At 44.6% G+C, this 18,730-nt stretch carries 17 protein-coding genes; 11 read left to right on the top strand and 6 right to left on the bottom strand.

Annotation, left to right across the window (positions count from 1 at the left end; genetic code table 11):
* From NTX44_13985 to NTX44_14005, 5 genes are all read right to left on the bottom strand, one after another.
* Complete coding sequence (locus NTX44_13985) at positions 1 to 2,085, bottom strand: molybdopterin-dependent oxidoreductase (GenBank protein ID MCX6122716.1); 2,085 nt, start codon at positions 2,083 to 2,085, stop codon at positions 1 to 3.
* A gap of 11 nt (positions 2,086 to 2,096) precedes the next feature.
* Positions 2,097 to 2,678, bottom strand: coding sequence for a cytochrome c3 family protein (locus tag NTX44_13990; protein ID MCX6122717.1), 582 nt, complete (start codon positions 2,676 to 2,678; stop codon positions 2,097 to 2,099).
* 2 nt (positions 2,679 to 2,680) lie between these two features.
* The gene (locus NTX44_13995) at positions 2,681 to 3,622 is read right to left on the bottom strand and encodes a hypothetical protein (GenBank protein MCX6122718.1); all 942 of its coding nucleotides are present in this window, start codon (positions 3,620 to 3,622) and stop codon (positions 2,681 to 2,683) included.
* Positions 3,623 to 3,696: 74 nt separating this feature from the next.
* Positions 3,697 to 3,996 (bottom strand): hypothetical protein, encoded by a 300-nt coding sequence (locus NTX44_14000; protein MCX6122719.1) that lies wholly within the window; start codon positions 3,994 to 3,996, stop codon positions 3,697 to 3,699.
* A 284-nt stretch (positions 3,997 to 4,280) separates the two neighbouring features.
* Positions 4,281 to 4,721 carry a HEAT repeat domain-containing protein gene (locus NTX44_14005; GenBank protein MCX6122720.1) on the bottom strand — a complete coding sequence of 147 codons (441 nt, stop codon included), beginning with the start codon at positions 4,719 to 4,721 and terminating at the stop codon, positions 4,281 to 4,283.
* 423 nt (positions 4,722 to 5,144) lie between these two features.
* Between NTX44_14005 and NTX44_14010 the strand changes: the two genes are divergently transcribed.
* From NTX44_14010 to NTX44_14025, 4 genes are all read left to right on the top strand, one after another.
* On the top strand, positions 5,145 to 6,692 hold the full coding sequence (locus NTX44_14010) for a DEAD/DEAH box helicase (protein MCX6122721.1): 1,548 nt from the start codon (positions 5,145 to 5,147) through the stop codon (positions 6,690 to 6,692).
* Positions 6,693 to 6,938: 246 nt separating this feature from the next.
* A complete protein-coding gene (locus NTX44_14015; GenBank protein ID MCX6122722.1) occupies positions 6,939 to 7,931 on the top strand; it encodes a class II fructose-1,6-bisphosphate aldolase in 993 nt (330 codons plus the stop codon).
* Between the two features lie 230 nt (positions 7,932 to 8,161).
* Positions 8,162 to 8,632: a hypothetical protein gene (locus NTX44_14020; GenBank protein MCX6122723.1), complete on the top strand. Its 471-nt coding sequence runs from the start codon at positions 8,162 to 8,164 to the stop codon at positions 8,630 to 8,632.
* A complete protein-coding gene (locus NTX44_14025; GenBank protein MCX6122724.1) occupies positions 8,629 to 9,894 on the top strand; it encodes a hypothetical protein in 1,266 nt (421 codons plus the stop codon). Before NTX44_14020 ends, NTX44_14025 begins: the two co-directional genes overlap by 4 nt.
* Before the next feature lie 262 nt (positions 9,895 to 10,156).
* Here the strand turns inward: NTX44_14025 and sppA are convergent, their stop codons facing one another.
* On the bottom strand, positions 10,157 to 12,577 hold the full coding sequence (gene sppA, locus NTX44_14030; GenBank protein MCX6122725.1) for a signal peptide peptidase SppA: 2,421 nt from the start codon (positions 12,575 to 12,577) through the stop codon (positions 10,157 to 10,159).
* Between the two features lie 201 nt (positions 12,578 to 12,778).
* Here sppA and NTX44_14035 point away from each other — a divergent pair, with 201 nt between their 5' ends.
* The 7 genes from NTX44_14035 to NTX44_14065 all read left to right on the top strand — a co-directional run bounded on the left by NTX44_14035 (position 12,779) and on the right by NTX44_14065 (position 18,709).
* A complete protein-coding gene (locus NTX44_14035) occupies positions 12,779 to 13,222 on the top strand; it encodes a hypothetical protein (GenBank protein MCX6122726.1) in 444 nt (147 codons plus the stop codon).
* A gap of 15 nt (positions 13,223 to 13,237) precedes the next feature.
* On the top strand, positions 13,238 to 13,606 hold the full coding sequence (locus NTX44_14040) for a hypothetical protein (GenBank protein ID MCX6122727.1): 369 nt from the start codon (positions 13,238 to 13,240) through the stop codon (positions 13,604 to 13,606).
* Positions 13,607 to 13,719: 113 nt separating this feature from the next.
* Complete coding sequence (locus tag NTX44_14045) at positions 13,720 to 14,160, top strand: secondary thiamine-phosphate synthase enzyme YjbQ (GenBank protein ID MCX6122728.1); 441 nt, start codon at positions 13,720 to 13,722, stop codon at positions 14,158 to 14,160.
* Between the two features lie 255 nt (positions 14,161 to 14,415).
* On the top strand, positions 14,416 to 16,350 hold the full coding sequence (pepF, locus tag NTX44_14050) for an oligoendopeptidase F (GenBank protein MCX6122729.1): 1,935 nt from the start codon (positions 14,416 to 14,418) through the stop codon (positions 16,348 to 16,350).
* Between the two features lie 72 nt (positions 16,351 to 16,422).
* Positions 16,423 to 17,007, top strand: coding sequence for a nucleotidyltransferase family protein (locus NTX44_14055; GenBank protein MCX6122730.1), 585 nt, complete (start codon positions 16,423 to 16,425; stop codon positions 17,005 to 17,007).
* A gap of 30 nt (positions 17,008 to 17,037) precedes the next feature.
* Positions 17,038 to 17,691: a hypothetical protein gene (locus tag NTX44_14060; GenBank protein ID MCX6122731.1), complete on the top strand. Its 654-nt coding sequence runs from the start codon at positions 17,038 to 17,040 to the stop codon at positions 17,689 to 17,691.
* A complete protein-coding gene (locus NTX44_14065; protein MCX6122732.1) occupies positions 17,684 to 18,709 on the top strand; it encodes an Ldh family oxidoreductase in 1,026 nt (341 codons plus the stop codon). The genes NTX44_14060 and NTX44_14065 overlap by 8 nt, the downstream gene beginning before the upstream one ends.
* The last annotated feature ends 21 nt before the right edge of the window (positions 18,710 to 18,730 follow it).

Here is an 18,730-nt window from a genome sequence, read left to right on the forward strand (position 1 = left end):
TTACACTTTCTGAATTTTCACAGGAGTTGGTCGGATTGAAGAGTCATTGCTCATCTCAAACAGCGAAAAAAGGTTTTGCAGATTCATGGTGTCGCTCACCGCGGCAATATCCGGCATGATGGAGTCATCGAAGCGTGCTTCTGCGTGCATGGACCCATGATCGGTTTGCAGTAACACTCGGCAACCATGTACAATGCCAAATTGAAAGCCCGTCTTTGTATTCAGATATACTCGGCTGCCGAAAGCACGCAGTCGCGATTCTTGACCGGTCTTGCTCATCAGTGGTGAGATTTCTGTACTCCCATATATTGTTCTTTCAACGAATGGAACAAGCATCAGTTGATTTTTATCCATCTTCATTTTATTGATGTCGATTGCCGAAAGTGATGCTGGAATGCGAAATGCAGACAGCGATTTCGCGGTCCAGGCAGAATCCATCCAGCATCCACCGGCAAGTAATGCATTCCATAACTCATCCGTTGAAACTAGATTTTTCACTTCGGTTGACTGTCCATTCGACGCATTGAATGCACTGCCCCGTTTTTCATTATAGAGTGCAGTTATGCGCTTCTTCAGTAATTCTTCTGTCGTTCCCTGTTCGATATTCTGGATTCCTGCTGCTGCAGCAAGACGTTGAATAAATTGAATTGGATCAACCACACCAGCGGGTACTGGAACAAGAGGAGCAGAAATACTGAGAGATGACAGCGCGCTATCATATGGACTTGTAAGCTCAGTATACGACTCAAGGAACACAGGTGTTGGAATAACAAACTGTGTGCAAAAGGATCTCTCTGTGACAAACGGCGAAAGCGAAACGATAATTCCGTTTTCAGCAAGTTTCTTTTGAAGAAGAGCATCGGAAAGCCGACATCCGGAAAGTGATTCATCAATCAGCATCACTCGAATTGAATGATCCGGAATCAAATTCATGCTAGAATGTACAGACATGCTATTTTTCGGCATAGAAACTGCGGATGGAATCTCGCGACGCACTGCTATTCCACCCTTCCGTCCAATAGTTCCGGTAAGGAGATTCAGCACCATAACTGCAATTTGTGCTTCACGCGAGCTTGCAAATCCATCAATCACAGCAACCGATGGCCCATTCGCAGAAATCGCCCGCGCTGTTTCTTTTACAATCTCTTGCGAAACACCGCACACTTCCGCAACGACAGACGGCGAGAAAGCGGAGATCATCGTTTCAAGTGCTGCAATGTCGATTGGTTTTACTCGAAACAAATTTTCTATTAGAATAACATGTACTAATCCAAGCGCGAACACTGCATCAGTCCCGGGCCGTATGGGAATCCACTGATCTGCCATTCCTGCCGTGCGTGACTGGAACGTCTCAACTTGAATAACGCGCTGTTTCGCTTCGGACTTTTTTTCTATATACCGCGCTGTGCGTGCAGGTGTGCCCCAGCTGTCAAACAACGGAACTCCAAAGCTGAGGATCGTCTGTGCGTTATCAAGATCATAACTGAATGGTCCACATGGTTTCTCGAACAGTGAGGCAAGCACATCGAGTGAAGCTTCACCGACGGGAATGTACTTTCCATTCGGAATATTGGCTGCAAATTGTTGGAAGAGAGACGATGCGGTTCGTTTTGGTCTTCCATCCACACATGCAATGAATTGCGAGGAACCGCTCGCATCTTTGATTGCGACAGAAATCTCGTTCAGCGACTCATCAAACGTCATCGTCGTTGATTGAAAGGAACCATTCGTACCATCTATGCGGAGCGGCCGCGAAACACGCGCCGGATGATATCGAAGATGATGTGCTACAATGCCGATTGGACAAAGGGCACCTTGATTCAACGGATGAGTTTTCATGCCGCTCAAACTCACCGGTTGATTGCCAATGCAGCGCGCACGCATCCCGCAGGCAGCGGGACACAGCGAGCACGTAGTGAGTTTATACGAAACATCTCCACGGCTTGGCTCCGGAATCCACGGCCAGTTTTGTGTCCAGATAGCCGAATCGTCTAAGGCTTTCCATGGAATCGGAGTTAAAAGAAAACCGAGGGCAGACCCTCCAACAAAACGCAGTATCTCTCTTCGTGTAATATTCATTTCCATAGGTTTCAATTTCACTTATGACATTTCAAACAGGTATTGGGAATATTGTGCTTGGTGTGGCAGCCAGCGCAATCATCCATTTTCATTCCGTCCCATGATGCAGACTTTATCCCGGAGATGGAACTTCCCCAGATATCGCGGCTGTACCCGCTGATGCGATTGCGTTCATAAGTGCGTAAACTGTCGGTTGTTCCATGCGGACCATGACATTGATCACACTTTATGCTGGCAAGTTTGACGTGCGAGGCGTGAGAGAAGTATGCGTTCTGCGGCTGGCGCGCATACACCAGCCAAGGAATCTCGCGATTCTGCTTTACGTATTCTTCAACGAGCTTTTTTTCGTGAGGTGATGTACCGATGATGTCTGCATGACATTCACTGCATTTGCTGAGTGTTGGAATTCCCGTAAACCGTCCATCATCTTTGAATGCGTGACAATTGTCGCATGTCATTCCGGCAGTTTCAGTATGGATCTTATGACTGAATTGAAGCGGTTGTTCTTTTCTTTCATATAACAAATACGGGAACACAACCCACCCTACAAACAGCATAATACACAACCCGGCGAGGAACCAAAGAAACTGAAATTTCATTACTATGTTTTTCTCCAATTAGCATATGGCGAGAAGAATTCATTGAATAAATGTAAGAGTTCTTGTCTATTGAGGTGATTTAAAAAATCGGGATGCGCGAATCCGCCATCCATCATCATGGGCTGATCATCGCCTTGATTCGGAATAATCTGATCATGGATGAATTCAGAGAGATGACGAACCTCCCTCTTCATCCATTGAACTGCTTCCTCTCCACGTACCATTGTAGATGCGAGAGCCATGGATTGAGAAGAATTCGTTTCTAATAACGTTCCTTCATAGAGCCATCCTGAAGTGTACGGGTGTGAGACCAGCTTGTGTAAATCGGCACGTATATAGGAGTTTACTCTGGTGACATTGACAGGAACTGGAAAGACCAGTTGTATATCAACGCCGTGCATGGTGAGCACAACTGTTGGGTGTGCGGAACTGTCTGATGGAAGAAAGTTGATAGCGTCGATGCGTTGAAAGATTTGAGTGAGAAATGCATCTACGCCGATATGGCACATTCCGTCGTTCGCCTGATCCAGCCACATATGGTTCATAGAATACGCAAGGTGTGCCGGAAGATGAATACCGTCACTTACCGTCTCTTGTGCGGTTTCGTTTGCAGCGCCAACATTATCCGGTGCCGCAATTGAAAGAAAGAGATCGCAATATCGGTGTCCGTCGTTGCCGCATCGGATAATAGATGATTCGCTGTACGGTACATATTTCGTTACCGATGAAGCGGAACAATACTGCACCAGCGACTCTTGAAGGAATGGGCAGCGCGTCTGTTGAGGATGTTCCTCGTGATGCTGCTTCAGCGAAGGACAATTCACATAGTCTTTTGATGAGCATCTCTCATTCAGTGTTTCGTGAGGCATGCTGGCAATCATTTTCTTGATTGCCGATCCCTGACAATATTTCACCTGCGCTTCACGCAGAAAAGGACAACGCATTTACTTCGTCCCTGTCATTGAACATCAAAAATCACAATATTGAATGAATGCAATTGAGACTTGTTCATTGGAATTTATTTCTTCCCTCGACGTTTTTGTTTTGGCTTGGAATCGCGCGTTAAACCTTTTTCGGATACTGCGAGTGGCTTTTCATCAACGCGCTCACCTCCGTCTGCCATTGTGATACCAAGATCGGTAACAACCAGTGCGTGATCATCAACTTCAATAAGATTCGCTTTACGCTTTCGGACACGCACAAGAACTTCCTGAATCACTCCGTATCCAACAACCACACAACAGATGAGTGTAACAACGCCAAGAGCAATGTTCGTAACATTCAGCCAGAATGTGTTTGGATCATTCAAGTCAAACATGGTTATCTCCTTATTTTAAGGTTCTTTCGTATTTTTCCTGCATCTGCATCTCCTTTTACAAGAACCTTGCCAAAATAATTCGGAATAAGAATTGACAATTTTGTGGTTATTAGAGGATTACGCTACATAAAAGAGAAGTCGTTTTCCTCCTTTTTCGGGAAAACCGACAAAGTTGTCGTGTATTCCAACATAACGAGTTAATCCCGACATACATAAAAAAAGGCTCGTCTCAAACAGTAAAGACGAGCCTTGAAATAAAACACTGGATTAACAAAACTAGGTAGTTATTCCGTTGCAGCAATAACCGGAGCTTCGGGTTGTGCAAAACTAAAAGTTCCTTGCTTCACCAAGTTCTCATAATACCATGCACACGTCGCTTGAACTTTCGTGCTTTCGTCAAACTTTACTGCCATCTTCACCGCATAAACACCCCGTGCATCGCCAATTTTGCAGAGCGCCCACGCCGCGGCAACACGCAAATTATCATTGGTTTGATTATGCAGGATAGCCATCAGGGGAACGACAGCCCGAGACGATTGTATTTTGCCAAGCATCAGTACGCAACTTCGTTGAAGGCCTGGATTATCGTTTGCCAACCCGACGAATAAGTTATCTTCGATAAGCGCCTTATTGGCGTTCGGTGGAAGGACTGATTCCTCCGCTACCACAGGGATTGTGAATGCGATCACTAAAAGTGACGCAAGCAGAATGATTGATTTTTTCATAACGACCTCCTTGAAAAATTGATAAACATCCGAAAAAAAGTTGGAATTTATTAGCTTATCAAATAGTACGGGAGCCGAGATGAGAAGTTCTTTATTTTCGATAAGCGGTAGAAATGGCGATACAAGAGGGATGGAATCGACGACGAATGGGACAATGCGCCTTCAGTGGAATTCTAAGATGATTGCTGAATAAGGCTATCAAGTTATTCTTATAATTGCGACCCAGATTCAAGAGAATTAGTTGACTTGACTGTGCTATGATACATTTGCTTTGTATTGTGAAGCATTAATTGTGATCGATTTTGGGGCCAATCTGTAGCTGGCATTACGGGTCGTATCTTTATCGCAAACGTCCGCTCAATCCTTTCTCTTTTTTTTGTATATTGTAACAGAAATTACTGTTGAATAAAGGACAACGTTCAAGTGTTTAGAAAAATTGTTACAAGAATTAAGAATGTGTTCGGTGTAACTTCAAAACCTATTTCACCGCCATTAGCAGCAACGATAAAAGAACCGAAATCATCTTCAGGGCGACCTATAGGATTTCCACACGAAAAGCCAGAAGGGACACACCATCCGCGTGATCTACGAAAACGCGAGACCCATGCAGAGTATGCAGCGCGAAGAGCAAAACTTGTACAGCGTGCACTATCCTCTCCTCCTCCTCCGATCGTGCCGTCTGCACCATGGGATAGTTCGGTCTTCAAAGTTCCTGTCGTCGATGGTAAAACACGTTTTCATGATTTCGAACTTCCACGTGAGATCATGCACGCAGTGTACGATCTTAAGTTTCACTATTGTACTCCTGTGCAGGCAGAGACCCTCGTCAAGTCGCTCATTGGTGAGGATGTGACTGCGCAGGCACAAACCGGAACGGGAAAAACCGCCGCTTATCTCATTACCATTTTTACTCACTTTCTTAAACATCCCATCGAAGGGAAACGGCATCACGGCACTCCACGTGCACTGATACTCGCACCGACACGTGAGCTTGTGATGCAAATTGAGCGAGATGCGCGCGGGCTCGGCAAATATATCGCTTGCAGTATTCTGTCTATTCTCGGCGGTATGGATTATACGAAACAAGCGGAAGTTTTGAAAAGTGAACCATGCGATATTCTTATGTGCACTCCCGGCCGTCTGATCGATTTTATGAAAAAGAAGCTAGTGGACTTAAGCAAAGTAGAAATTCTCGTTCTCGATGAAGCCGACCGTATGCTCAATATGGGATTCATAGATGCTGTTCGTTTCATTGTCTTAAGCACGCCGCCGAAAGCAAAACGGCAGACCATGTTCTTTTCAGCGACCATGTCATCCGAGGTCAAACGGTTAGCCGAAACCTGGACTCGGCAGGCATTCGAAGTAAACATTATGCCGGATAAGGTTGCCGTAGAAAGTGTTGAACAAATCACGTATATCACCACCTACAATCAAAAGGCAGCGCTCGTTTATAATCTGATTATGCAGAAGCACTTAGATCGCGTGCTGATGTTTGTCAATCGTAAAGATGAGGCACGCCGTGTGAAGGAACTGCTCGAGACGTATGGGGTCAGCTGCGCACTTCTTTCAGGCGATGTAGAACAACATCAGCGCATCCGCAGACTGGAACGGTTCCGTGAAGGAAAGATCCGTGTGCTGGTCGCCACGGATGTCGCCTCGCGCGGGCTTCACGTCGAAGGAATCTCCCACGTTATCAATTATAATATGCCGCAAGATGTGGAAGAGTATGTACACCGTATCGGCCGTACCGGGCGCGCCGGTGCGAACGGAATTTCAATTAACTTCGCTGACGAAGATGATGCGTACGAACTCGTGAAACTTGAAGAATATTTAGGGAAAAAAATCAAGTGCACGTATCCTGATGAAAATTTAACCGCTCCCATTCCTCCACTCCCACCGCATCGTTCAACTGAAAAAGAGGAACACGCAGGATATCACCGCCGAAATAGCTCAAGACAGAATAGAAGATAATATCCGTACACTTCTCCGACCGCTTATAGCGATCGGAGAGGTGTGAATAGATGCATGTAAAAGCGCGTTTGCATTCTTTCACATTTTCGAGTATTTTAAAACAGAACGTTCGGTACGGCAACGCCACTCCGTTATCGGTCGAAACCATGATTTTTCTCTTCGGTTTTTCCGGTTGTAAGAGAACTCTCTTTCAGAAAATGGTGTTCATCAATATGTGGCTAAACTCAGAACAACGGAATATATCGTATGACAACTTATAAAGAATTAGGATTGGTTAATTCGAAAGAGTTATTCCAGAAAGCTATAAAAGGCGGATACGCAATTCCGGCTTTTAATTTTAACAACTTGGAACAATTGCAGGCAATCATCGGAGCGTGTGTGGAAACCAAATCGCCTGTCATCCTTCAAGTATCGAGCGGTGCGCGTAAATACGCAAATCAGACCTTGCTCAGGTTCCTTGCACAGGGTGCAGTGGAATATGCAAAAGAATTGGGCTACGCAATTCCTATCGTACTGCATTTAGATCACGGCGATACGTTTGAACTTTGCAAATCGTGTATTGAATCCGGATTTTCTTCGGTAATGATCGATGGTTCGCATCATCCCTACGACAAGAATGTGGAACTGACCCGCCAGGTCGTTGAATACGCTCATAAGTATGACGTAACTGTTGAAGGCGAACTGGGCGTCTTGGCTGGCATTGAAGATGAAGTCTCCAGCGCCGTTACCCATTACACGAAGCCGGCAGAAGTGGAAGATTTTGTGAAGAAGACTGGCGTGGATTCGCTGGCGATTTCGATTGGTACATCGCACGGTGCGAATAAATTCACGCCTGCTCAATGCACGCGATCCGCAGATGGTGTATTGAATCCACCGCCATTACGGTTTGATATTCTGGAAGAAGTGGAAAAACGAATTCCCGGTTTTCCGATCGTTCTCCATGGTGCTTCCTCTGTGCCCGTCGATTTGGTAAATATTATTAACGCTAACGGCGGTAAGTTGAAAGATGCAGTTGGTATCCCTGAAGACCAGCTTCGCAAAGCGGCAGCTTCGGCAGTGTGCAAAGTAAACATCGATTCGGATGGACGTTTGGCTATGACGGCGGCAATTCGTAAAACATTAGCAGACAACCCTGCCGAGTTTGATCCGCGCAAGTATCTAGGACCAGCCCGCGATGCGCTCAAAGTGCTTTACAAGCACAAAGTCACAAACGTGCTTGGCAGTGCCGGCAAAGCGTAAGCACTGTTTCCAATGGAATAATTGAAAATCCCGCCTTGAGCGGGATTTTTTTATTGGGCAATATCTCATTTTTCCTGCAAACACAGTAATAACAGCATTACCATAAAGAATTGCTTTCTGCAAATCCACTCACTGTGATAGGAACCCTTGAATCCTATTCTGCAGTTATTTACATTGATATTGATTTCTTTTCCACGCGTGCAAACCACACCTTAATTCATGGAGGACGTATGAGAATCACTCGCAATGTTTTTATATGTATACTCGCAATCACTCTTGCTGGATGTTCCTCGTTGGTGCTTCGTCCGGCAGATTTTTCATGGCCCATTGAAGTTGCTGTCAAACCAGACGGAAAAGGAAATATACAGGAAGCACGATATCAGGTGAGCTTCAATGTAAAAGCGCTCTTGTTTGAAGAACTGCAAGACTCGGTTGCTGTTACCAAACATACACTTCACATATTGCGCGATCACGCCGGATACTATTATATTACTGCCAAAGGTTTTAAGAATGTATATGTCTTTGGCCAGAGTGATGGCGCGCTAAAACTTGAAAAGAAAATACATGTTTCAGAGAAGGGGCTTGAAGCACCGGCCCTGAATCAAAAAGCACCATACATACATTTGATCAACGAAAATAACGAGAACGAGGTGCCTGTAGTACTAACGAAAGATGGAATTGTGGAAGGAGGAAAGAAATGAGAACCGCACAGAATATTATCATTCTGCTTATTATCGCTGCGGTCTCGTTAACCGCACAGCAGAAATCTGATCGAGCGATAGTTGATAAGTTTGAAAAAACCGTGAAAGGGCTCTCTCAAGCTGCGGATTCCGCAAAAACGGTACAAGATTGTGCAGACATCAATGCGACTATAGATGAGCTGGAAAGACAATTTGTAACTTATAAACCACTGCTTGACCGCGCCCTCTATCCGGACGATTATACAAAGACAATCGCCAACCTCAAAGGGCGATTGCTCGTTCGGCAGAAAGACCTTGGTGTTATCGAAACACAATTTACCCGAATTGTCGAACTCGAAGGTCAAGTACGGGAGCTCTCCGGAAAAATTTCGAACCTCTCTCAGGAAAATGAAAGACTCATGGGGACCGTAAAAACGCTATCAACGTCATACGCGATGAGTAAAGAAACTGATAAAGCAATGTTCGACTCTTTGAACATGGTCATTACCAAGCTCCGTCAAAACTTGAAAGATCGAGACAACTTGATCTTTGCCCTTATTGACAGTTTATTCATGCAATATGACAAGAACGTCGCTTCGATGAACGATGTTGAGAAACAGGGTATCTCCGGAAAACTCGAACGGCGAAACGTATTGACAAGTATTAAGAAATCTATTGCAGATAATTTACAATTTCTTGAATCAACGAACCTTACACCAAACGATTACGCAGAGATAACACGCCAACATCAACGGTTTACCAGTCAGTGGAAAGGACTTGGACCGAAATTGGCAAGCATCTATTTGAGCGGAAAGCAGAAAAAGAACGAGGTAGCATTGATAGATTCTATGCTTTCAACGTGGTCTGCAAAAGTAGACCAAAGCATATGGAAAACGCTTGCTTCTCTTCTGGAGAAAGGTGGAGTTCAACTTAAGCCGTTCTCGAGTGGCACTGAATTGACCACAAACTTTTCAGAATACGTTGGCACTGAAATAAATAATCCAAAACAAGAACCGGATGATGTACGGGCAAAACGATATAATACATTCAATGATATGGTATGGAAAACTGATCTCAAGCCCATATGGCTGCCGGTATTAGCGGAGTCCGGTAAAATAACCGCCGATCAGAAAGCAGATATCGAAAAGCAGGTCGACTTATGGCATAGTGCTGTAACACCGGTCTCCCCGATTGTCTATGGCCTCGTCGTCATTCTTATTGCGATAGTCATCTGGTCACTGAGCCGCTATGTCAGGAAAAAGCCCGTTGTGACAAAGACCTAGTTCAGGCATTTGTTATTTTTTCGTTGATACAGCCAAGTCCATTCTCTTCATAATACAAGAGAATGGACTTTTAGTTATAACGGCGGCAATTCGAAAAACGTCAGCGGATGATCCTGCTGAGCTTGATAGACGTAAGTATGTTGTTATAACTCGCTCTGCATAGCAAGGATTACTATAGAATAATTGAAAGATCCTGCCTTGAGCAGGATATTTGTTACAGGTAGAGACGTTCAATTGAACGTCTCACCGCATGAATTTTTTATTATCGATTCATCATATCCAAATCTTCTAGTGGCAGCATAGGCAGCGGCTCTCCGTTATGCCGTAACCGGAACTTCAATAATTCGACAGTTGGATCACTTGCAATGTTATTTTCAATGCCAAAAAGTTTCGGTATAAACTTGCTGAAATCTATCAATCCCTTCCTCGGCATCTCTATTATAGTGAGATCATGATCCTTTGGGATACCGGCACGCTCCTTTGCAATGTTGATTGCTGTTTCCAATCCGCCAAGTACATCCACAAGATCATTCTGTTTTCCATCTAAGCCAGACCATACACGTCCCTGTGCAATCGGTTCAATGGCACTTACCTGTTTCTTCCGTCCCAGAGAGACTTTTTCAACAAACTCTTTATACATCGTCCTTATGGATGATTCAGCGACGGCACGTTCTTCCGGGGCTAGATTACGATCGGGAATTTGAATTCCCACCAGCGGTAATCGCATACCGAATCCTAAATCTGCATGCGCGCCCACTTTCACAAAATCCGTCGACATACCGAGTGTCTCTTTTAATCCTTTATTGTACATCCAACCCCCAATGACACCAATGGAACCTGTTATAGTGCGCGGGGCTGCAACAATTGTATCCGCATACATAGAAAGCCAGTACCCGCCAGAAGCTGCAACAAATCCTTGCGATACAATGATGGGTTTCCTGCCTTTTGCCTTTTTTATAGCTTCTGCAATATAATCGGAAGCCATCGCGTCGCCTCCGGGTGAATCGACGCGAAGAACAATTGCTTTTACCTTCGAGTTATCTACAGCAGCTTCAAAATCTTTCACTAATCTGCGGGCAGCAATTCCCTGATCCATATCGCAGACACCAAGTGCATATATGACTGCAATTTGCGGCGGTTCCCCCCAGTGATTGTCGTATGGGGCATTGAATTTTTTAAGCGACCCGTCAACAACAAACGATGCATCGCTTCCTGTTTCCTGTCTGACAAGCTGTTTCACTACTTCCCAACGTCCTATCGAATCTACCAACCCGTTTTCCTTCGCTTGTTGAGCAAGAAACAGCACATGTTCATTCGCTATCGTGTCAAATTGATAAGAGGTTAAGTGCCGAGCCTCGCAAATTTCTTCTTTAACAATTTTGTACCAATCATCCACAAGCTTCTGCCGTTGTTCACGATCCGCATCCGACATCTTGTCCCGTGAAAAATCTTCATTTGCTGACTTATATTTAAAGAACCGCCATTCATCGAATCCAAGACCGATCTTTTCCAGCGTCCCTTTTAAATACGTACGCCCCATAACGAACCCATCAATCATGATCATCCCCAGTGGGTCCATGACAATTTTATCTGCAATTGATGCAAGGTGGTACAAATTAATATCTGGGCGGTCAATGAAAACAAAGACTTTCTTACCGCTGGATTTTAATTCTTTCAGCTTTTCGCGCAATTCCCATAACTTTTCAGCATCTGTTTCCATCCCAGAAGTGTTCAAGGCGATTCCAGCAACGGCGGGGTCATCCTTTGCTGCATCAAACGCTTCAAGAAGGCTGAGCAGCGTTTGTGTTTTGTCGAAAAGGATATACCGCTGATAATCGACATGCATTGGTTGATTCATTTCGACAAATACTTTTTTTGTTATGAGAGCGCCGTCAAAAATATTCCTGTCATATGCACCGAGACGAATACCATACGAGTTATATGCATGGTTCTTGCTGCCGTCATAGTGCGCCTGTGTCTCCAATCCAAGATGACCAAAGTTGAACTGTACACCGAGAGTAAATGCATTGGTGTTGAAGTAGCGCCCTATGATACGGATACCGGGCATTGCTTCGAGGGCGATTCCGGCGCTCCACATGTTTTGGTCGAGTTGCGGTGTGCGATGAAGAATATAATCTGCAAAGATGGTGACCAGTTCGCTTACCAATGGACGCCCTGCGATATCTCCTGCGAGTTCATACCCCTTCGTGTTCAATGCCGATGTATAAGTAACGCCGGTGGAAATAAACGGAAGCGGACGATACAATGTACCTAACGTGAGCAGGCTGGATTTATCAAGAGTCGGATTATCGGTAATCGTCCAACCGTATGAAATTCCCGTGCTGAGAGTTCTATCACCTGCGGCAAGTGAAAGATGATAATCGGCAACTGCGACGCCGCCAATTTTTTCGCGCACCATACCGAATCCTGCGCTCGGTACTCCGACAAACATACCCCAACGATTTGTTGGATCGCTCGCATCGTTCCATGTCACTAAAAGATCCGGCTGGCGAACATACGAAAGCAGCGCGGGATTATCATACCCATATAATCCGAATTTCATTGCTCCGGGTGATGTGAAGAGAAAATCGTTGCGTTCGTGGTATGGAGTGATTGTGGACTGTGCCAGTGCGATATTCACTATAATAATGGACAACAGTGCAAACAATATTTTAGGTCTCATAAATTCTCCTTGGCATTGGCAGGTGAATGAAGGACAAATACGATTATATTTTACGGACAATTTGCAAAAATGTTTATCGGATTGAAAGAAAAGACTTCCAAAATTCTGTGAACCTTGCCAAGGTTTCAAACCCTTGACAAGGTTCATGTTGCGGAAGTTTTTTCTTTGACAATGAGAAAGCGAACAAATTGACGATATAAAATGATGAAAGTCCCGAAAAATATTTCTATATTTGCTACGAATTGTGAACCCTACACAAACACACGAGGCAATCGAATGGCTGGTGTCTATGAACTCAACTATAAAGGTAAGAACATTCTGTGTTTGGATGTTGCAGGCCTAAAATTAAAGGACAAACCGGAATTTCAGAAACACGTAGAAGAAGCTAAGGAACAAATCCGAAAGTGTCCTCCAAAATCCTTATTGATTATTACAAATGTTACTTCCACCGGATTTGATACACAGGTTGCTGCGATCATGGGGGAATATGCCGACCACAACACTGCGTACGTAAAAGCCAGTGCTTTGGTTGGAGTATCAGGCGTGCAGAAAGTCGTCCTGGCTGCAATCAAAGCGATGATCGGTAGAGATTTTTATCTTGCAGATACTATGGAAGAAGCACAGGAGTGGCTGATACAACAATAATGAGGAGATAATAACATGGCTGGTGTCTATGAACTCAATCATAAAGGTAAGAAAATACTATGCTTGGATATTGCAGGCTTGCAATCTAAAGATAAACCAGAATTTCATGAACATGTTGAACACGCAAAAGAAATAATCCGACGGCAACCTCCAAAATCATTGCTTGTCATTACACAAGTAACAAATACGGGATTTGATGCAGAGATAGCCGGCCTTATTAAAGAATATGCACAGCACAACACGCCATATGTCAAGGCAAGTGTAGTAGTTGGAATAGCAGGATGGGCAAAAATTATCTTAACCGTAATTAAAACTGCGACAGGGAGGGATTTCCATCTTTCAGACACCATGGAAGAAGCGCAGGAGTGGCTGGTAAATCAATAAAATCTATGAATAGCCATACCGACAGTCATATATGCTTAAGGATTTAACATTGAGATAAGGTAACCGTTATCTCTGTTATTCTAGCAGAAGAAGAAACGGTAATTCACACGATAATGATTATCATCCAAAAAGAAATACAACTCCGTGCACGCACCCGTGGATTCCATCTGGTCACACCGGAGATCATTTCTCAAATTCCGGAGTTGGAAACAATTCAGCACGGAGAGCTTCATGTGTTTCTCAAACATACATCAGCATCACTCACGCTGAACGAAAATGCCGATCCCACCGTCCGTGAAGATTTTGAAAAACACTTTAACAAATTGGCGCCGGAACATGCGCCATATTACGGACATGACACCGAGGGATCCGATGATATGCCGGCACACCTCAAATCATCGATACTTGGAAGCAGTGTGTTCATTCCAGTGACAGATGGAAGGTTGAATCTTGGCACATGGCAGGGAATTTATTTTTGCGAACATCGCAATGATGGAGGAGCAAGAGATTTAGTGCTGACACTTATTGGAAAAGAAATCGGTTTTTCGAACTGAATCAAATTTTGGTTGCCAAATCCCATCCGCTTGATAATTATTTCCAATAAATAATATCTCCATCTTGGAACGAAGGAGAGGTAGAGAACCTTATGAAAAGTTATAATCCTTACATAATGATTATACAATGCGTACCATCGGGTAGTACGCTGCACGGTAGATCAACGGGAATAATCTTCTTGTTGCCTCCGTCCTTTCCATCCCGTACATTGAAACCCACACACATCAATCAACGTATTGAGGTAGTAATTCATTATGTCCCAACAAATTCAAGGTGATGAAATGCATCCATTTGCAAAATTCGCGTTACCACTTCTCGGTCTGGCAGTTATAACACCAGACATATCTCTGGCACAGGAACGCGACCGCAGTAAAATTGCCGACCAATATAAATGGAACCTTACCGACCTTTATTCATCCGATGCAGCATGGAAAGAAGCGAAGCAACGGCTTACAGAGACCAATCCAGCAACCGAAAGAAGCATTTCAATTCCTGCGCTCAAAAAATATAAAGGAACATTAGGTACATCCGCTCAGCAGTTGTTAGGCTGTCTCGATCTTTACACTGAAATCAACAAGGAATTTTCACGTCTTTCCTCCTATGCAAGCATGAGTTTGGACCAAGACACTAAGGTACAATCGTATCTTGGAATGCAGCAAGAAATGAGTCAGCTTGGAGCATCGTTCAATGCACAAGCAGCATTTATCGAACCAGAAATTCTCAAGATCGATCCGGCAAAAGTACAGGGTTTTATCAAAGATGAGAAGAAACTGGAAATTTATAGACATTATCTGGATGACATTCTCCGCCGCAAAGCGCATACCGGAACCGAAGGCGAAGAAAAAATTATTGCCGATGCGGGATTGATGGCTGATGCGCCGGATAATATCTACGGCATTTTTTCCAATGCGGATTTTCCGTATCCTGAAGTTACCTTGAGCGATGGTAAAACCGTGAAACTCAATCAATCAGGATACGTTTTAAACCGCGCTTCCACTAATCGCGAAGACCGCAAGAAAGTATTTCAAACATTCTTCGGTAAGTTGAACGAATACCGCCGCACATACGGCACGCAGCTTAATGCCGAAGTAAAGAAAGACATGTTCTACAAGAACGCACGCAAGTACTCCTCGTGTTTGGAAAGTTCTTTAGATGCGAATAATATTCCCACAAAAGTGTATTACAGTTTGATAGAGAATGTGGATAAAAATCTTTCCACATTCCACCGATATCTCAAACTGCGCCAGCGCATCCTCGGCGTCGATCAACTGCATTATTACGATCTCTATGCGCCATTATTAAAAGATGTCGATCTCAAATACACGTACGAAGAATCACAACAGCATATTCTTGCAGCGTTGAAGCCGTTAGGTTCGGATTATGTCAATGTCCTTAAAAAGGGATTTGCGGAACGCTGGTTGGACGTTTATCCGTCCGAAGGCAAACGTTCAGGCGCGTACTCCAATGGTTCCGCCTACGATGTACACCCCTACATACTGCTCAACTTCAACGGCAAGTATGACGACATGAGCACAATTGCGCATGAATTCGGGCATTCGATGCAAAGTTATCTTTCCAATAAAAATCAACCCTATGCCACGTCGCAATATCCGATCTTTGTTGCGGAAGTTGCTTCCACATTTAACGAAGCGTTGCTCATTGATTACATGCTGAAGCAAATCAAAGACGACAATGTACGGCTTTCGCTGCTCGGCAGTTATCTCGAGGGCATCAAAGCAACGGTGTTTCGGCAAACGCAGTTCGCGGAGTTTGAACTGCGCATTCATGAAAAGGCAGAAAAGGGCGAACCACTCACCGGGGACGTATTGAATCAGATGTATGACGAAATTGTCAAAAAATATTACGGGCATGACAAGAACATCTGCATCGTCGACGACGAAATAAAATCGGAGTGGATGTTTATTCCACACTTCTATTACAACTTCTACGTCTTCCAGTATGCCACGTCATTCACTGCTTCCTCGGCATTGTCTGAGCGTACGCTGGCCGGTGACAAAACCGCGACAAAAGAGTATATCGAATTCCTTTCTTCCGGCGGTTCCGATTATCCAATTGCATTATTGAAAAAAGCCGGTGTCGATATGACGACCTCCGAGCCATTCGATCTCACCATGATAAAAATGAACCGCGTGATGGATGAGATGGAAAAAATATTAGATAAGAAGTAGTATTTTTTTTGAAACCGCCAAGGTCGCGAAGGGACGCAAGGACTTTGCGCTCTTGGCGGTTCGATTTCTCTTATGTCCACACCACCACAAATCGCTATAATAATTCTCGCCGCCGGTGCATCCACCCGGCTCGGCGCTCCAAAACAACTTCTTAACTATAATGGAATGACTCTTCTTCGCAGAACAGTGGAAACAGTTTTGCTGTCAAAGGCGAAATCTGTTCGTGTGGTATTTGGGTACGAAGCAGAGAAAATGAAATCGGAAATTGAAAACGTACTGGTCGACGTTGTCATAAATCCGAATTGGCAACGCGGCATGAGCACATCTATTCGCTCAGGAATACAATCGCTTGAAACAAACATCGACGCAGTAATCATCGTTCTGTGCGACCAACCAAAGTTGTCAACAGACATTTTGAATACACTGATCGACACATACACTTCAACACGAACACCTATCGTCACGTGCAAATATGCGGGGACTGTTGGTGTGCCTGCGTTGTTCGACCGTCGCATCTTCCCTGAATTGTTGTCGCTTGAAGGCGATTATGGTGCAAAAAAAATAATTGAACGACACGTGATAGAAAGAATTGAAATTGATTTTTTGGGCGGAGAGATGGATATTGATAGCATGACCGACCAAGAACAAATTCGTTGAATAGCGCAAACTAAGAAAGAAGAACTTATTATGTTCCTCGGCCACTTCGCTGTCGGACTCGGTGCGAAGAACGCTGCACCCCAGGTCAAACTCGGAACTCTGTTCTTTGCGGCTCAATTTCTCGATCTTCTTTGGCCGCTGCTCATCATTGCAGGAATCGAGCATGTCCGCATCAATCCTCATGTTATACCATTCTTGCGCCTTGATTTATATGATTATCCCATATCGCATAGTCTCTTCACATCGTTGATGTGGTCGGGACTGATCGGCGGCGCATATTTTCTCATCAACAAAAGCAAACATAATGCATTCATCGTTGGGTGTGTCGTCTTCAGTCATTGGCTATTGGATTTTATTTCTCACACTCCCGATTTACCGCTTGCACCCGGCTTGTCAACTTTCGTTGGTCTGGGATTGTGGAATTCGACTCTTGCGACAATTAGTATCGAGTCTGCGTTGTTTTTACTCGGCATCTATTTCTATCTTCGAACAACTAAAGCAAAAGACAAAACCGTTGTTATTACACTGTGGACGCTCATCATCTTCCTTGCAGTCAGCTACGTAGCGAATATCGTTGGCCCTCCACCGCCAAATGCCGATCCGGTCGGATGGATGGCATTATCCATGTGGCTGTTTATTCCATGGGGATATTGGATCGACCGGCACAGGACCTGGCATGGCTGAGCACATTCGTATTGAACAGACAACATTGATACGGCAGGTTGAAGAGATACTTCAAAAAGCCGGCGTACCGTTGCATATCGCTCACATCGAAGCAGAGATCATGACGGAATCAGACTTGATGGGAGTTCCTTCACACGGAGTCTGTATGCTTCCTGCTTTGTTGAAGGGAATGGAGAAGGGCAAAGCAACATCCAATCCAAATATGAGAATCGTGAAAGAACATAAGGCAACATGCGTTATCGACGGCGACAACGGTCCGGGCCGTTACGTATCGCTTTACGCAATGAATATTGCAATTGAGCGTGCAAAGGAATTCGGTATCGGTGCTTGCCTTGCGACAAACGTAACTCATTGGGGACGCGCTTTTGCGTATGCATTCAGAGCGGCTCAAGCCAGTACAATTGGTATCTGCACAACAAACACGATCCCGAATACCTTGGGTTGGAATTCCACAAAACCATTATTAGGCAATAATCCGCTTAGTATCGGTGTACCGAGACCCGGTCAAGATCCTATTGTTCTCGATATTTCAATGAGTCAAGCAGCGCATGGGAAAATTGCAATATACGCCCGTGAAGGAAAAGAAGTACCGCTGGGATGGGGATTAGATTCCGAAGGGAAGTCCACAACCAATCCAAACGAAATATTGAAGAGCCATCGGCTTCTCCCGTTTGGCGGCCATAAAGGTGCCGGTCTTGCTATGATGATGGAGCTTCTCACTGGAGCTCTTGCCGGGACCGAGCTCTCGCATGAAATTCTCCAAATTGAACGCGGCGCTCTCAACCCCGGTACTACCAAGCTGTTTATTGCGTTAGATGTAAGTTCATTCAGTTCGCTTGAAGCTATGGGAATAAAGATCGAACAATTCGCCCTCTGGCTTCACGAAACAGAACCGGGTGTTCTCATCACTTTCCCCGGCGATAGAAGCTGGCAGTCACGCCGAGAGAACTTGCAGCATGGAATCCCACTTCATCCCGACATAGCAAATGAACTGAGAAAAATTGGTGTAAATCTATAACACATTGTAATTCAAGGAGAA

Source organism: Ignavibacteriales bacterium (assembly GCA_026390575.1).
Taxonomy (GTDB): domain Bacteria; phylum Bacteroidota; class Ignavibacteria; order UBA10030; family UBA10030; genus Fen-1298.

What these genes read in the sequence shown, in the direction of transcription:
- NTX44_13985 (MCX6122716.1), bottom strand. Translation starts at nt 2,085, where the DNA reads ATGGAAATGAATATTACACGAAGAGAGATACTGCGTTTTGTTGGAGGG.
- NTX44_13990 (MCX6122717.1), bottom strand. Translation starts at nt 2,678, where the DNA reads ATGAAATTTCAGTTTCTTTGGTTCCTCGCCGGGTTGTGTATTATGCTG.
- NTX44_13995 (MCX6122718.1), bottom strand. Translation starts at nt 3,622, where the DNA reads ATGCGTTGTCCTTTTCTGCGTGAAGCGCAGGTGAAATATTGTCAGGGA.
- NTX44_14000 (MCX6122719.1), bottom strand. Translation starts at nt 3,996, where the DNA reads ATGTTTGACTTGAATGATCCAAACACATTCTGGCTGAATGTTACGAAC.
- NTX44_14005 (MCX6122720.1), bottom strand. Translation starts at nt 4,721, where the DNA reads ATGAAAAAATCAATCATTCTGCTTGCGTCACTTTTAGTGATCGCATTC.
- NTX44_14015 (MCX6122722.1), top strand. Translation starts at nt 6,939, where the DNA reads ATGACAACTTATAAAGAATTAGGATTGGTTAATTCGAAAGAGTTATTC.
- NTX44_14020 (MCX6122723.1), top strand. Translation starts at nt 8,162, where the DNA reads ATGAGAATCACTCGCAATGTTTTTATATGTATACTCGCAATCACTCTT.
- NTX44_14025 (MCX6122724.1), top strand. Translation starts at nt 8,629, where the DNA reads ATGAGAACCGCACAGAATATTATCATTCTGCTTATTATCGCTGCGGTC.
- sppA (MCX6122725.1), bottom strand. Translation starts at nt 12,577, where the DNA reads ATGAGACCTAAAATATTGTTTGCACTGTTGTCCATTATTATAGTGAAT.
- NTX44_14035 (MCX6122726.1), top strand. Translation starts at nt 12,779, where the DNA reads ATGATGAAAGTCCCGAAAAATATTTCTATATTTGCTACGAATTGTGAA.
- NTX44_14040 (MCX6122727.1), top strand. Translation starts at nt 13,238, where the DNA reads ATGGCTGGTGTCTATGAACTCAATCATAAAGGTAAGAAAATACTATGC.
- NTX44_14045 (MCX6122728.1), top strand. Translation starts at nt 13,720, where the DNA reads ATGATTATCATCCAAAAAGAAATACAACTCCGTGCACGCACCCGTGGA.
- pepF (MCX6122729.1), top strand. Translation starts at nt 14,416, where the DNA reads ATGTCCCAACAAATTCAAGGTGATGAAATGCATCCATTTGCAAAATTC.
- NTX44_14055 (MCX6122730.1), top strand. Translation starts at nt 16,423, where the DNA reads ATGTCCACACCACCACAAATCGCTATAATAATTCTCGCCGCCGGTGCA.
- NTX44_14060 (MCX6122731.1), top strand. Translation starts at nt 17,038, where the DNA reads ATGTTCCTCGGCCACTTCGCTGTCGGACTCGGTGCGAAGAACGCTGCA.
- NTX44_14065 (MCX6122732.1), top strand. Translation starts at nt 17,684, where the DNA reads ATGGCTGAGCACATTCGTATTGAACAGACAACATTGATACGGCAGGTT.